We start from the raw sequence: 1,478 nt of genomic DNA, 5'->3' as shown, positions 1-1,478 counted from the left end.
GGCCGGCCGGGTCGGCGGCGCGGAAGGCGGCCAGGAGCCCGCCGGTCTCGGCCTCGGCGGGTTCGGCGGCGCCGGCCGCGAGGTCGGCGACGAGGGGCGGCGGCTCGGGGTACCAGGCGAGGAAGACCGGCCAGTCGACGACGGTCGCGACGAGCAGCTGGGCGCGGTCCTGACCGATCACCCGTTCCAGGACGGCGGTACCGGCCTCGGGCGGCAGCGAGCTCATGCCGCGGGCGTCCCGGTAGTGGGCGACGAGGCCGAGCTCCTCGATCATGCCGGTGGCCCACGGGCCCCAGTCCAGGCTGATCGCGGGCAGGCCGTCGGCGCGGCGTCGGTGGGCGAGCGCGTCGAGGAAGGCGTTGCCCGCCGCGTAGTTGGTCTGCCCGGCGGTGGTGAGCAGGGAGGCGACGGAGGCGAACAGCACGAAGTGGTCGAGCGGTTCGTCGCGCAGCAGCCGGTGCAGGAGGTGGCCGCCGACCACCTTGGGCAGGTACCCGGCGTCGAAGGCGGCGCGGTCCATCTGCGGGAGCAGGGTGTCGCGGACCTGTCCGGCGAGGTGGAACGCGCCCCGGATGGGCGGGAGTTGGCGGTCGCGGTAGTCGGCGAGCCAGGCGGCGAGGGCGGCTTCGTCGGTGACGTCCACCGGCGCGACGAGGGCCTCGGCGCCGAGCGCCTCCAGCTCGCGCAGGAAGGCGATCCGCGCTCCGGCCGGGCTCTCGGGGTCGGTGTGCCGCCAGCGGTCGCGCTCGGGCAGGGCGGTGCGGCCGAGAAGGATCAGCCGCCGGGCGCCGCGCCGCACGAGGGTGCGGCACAGCAGTCGGCCGAGCGCGCCGAACGCGCCGGTGACGAGGTAGCTGCCGTCGGGCCGCAGGCTCAGCGGCAGCGGCTAGGGGAGCCCCTCGGCGGGGCGCAGCCGGGCGGTGAGGCGGCGGCCGCCGCGCAGGGCGATCTCCTGCTCGCCGTGCGGGGCCGACGCGGTCAGCTCGCGCAGCAGTGCGTCGACCTCGTCGAGCAGGTCGCTGGAGGCGTCGAGCTCTCGTACTTCGGAGGCGGCTTCCAGATCGACCAACATGCCGCGCTGGGCGACGAGTTCCTGTTGCCAGAGCACCCGGCCGAGGCCCCAGGCGGGGGCGCCGAGCGGCTCAACGCGGTCGTCCGGGCCGGTGGCCTGCGTGCCGCGGGTGACGATGTGCAGCCGCCCGTCCGGCCGGGCGTCGGGCAGGGCCTGGGCGAGGGCGACGAGCGAGTAGGCGCCGAGGCCGGCCAGCCGGTCGAGGTCGTCGCGGGCCACGGTGTCGAGCGGCGGCAGGTCGAGGTTCCAGAGGTGGGCGACGGTGCGGTAGTCGGGGCCGAGGTCGGTGAGGAGGCGGGTGAAGTCCTCGGCTCGACTACCAGCAGAACCAGCAGTACAACTCGCTGCGCGTCACCGCGCACGAGACCGGGCACGTGCTCGGCCTGCCCGACCACTACTCCGGCCC

Annotated in this window: 2 pseudogenes; one reads left to right on the top strand and one right to left on the bottom strand. The window is 75.9% G+C overall.

Annotated features, from left to right (window positions below):
- A pseudogene (locus AB0O00_RS39155) lies at positions 1-1,336 on the bottom strand (SDR family oxidoreductase); the annotation flags it as partial.
- A gap of 47 nt (positions 1,337-1,383) precedes the next feature.
- On the opposite strand from AB0O00_RS39155, the pseudogene AB0O00_RS39150 reads away from it, so the two are divergent.
- Positions 1,384-1,478: pseudogene (locus AB0O00_RS39150) on the top strand (snapalysin family zinc-dependent metalloprotease); the annotation flags it as partial.

The sequence above is a fragment of the Kitasatospora sp. NPDC093558 genome (genome assembly GCF_040683475.1).
Classification (GTDB): Bacteria; Actinomycetota; Actinomycetes; order Streptomycetales; family Streptomycetaceae; genus Kitasatospora.
This window is presented reverse-complemented; position numbering and strand designations above follow the sequence as displayed.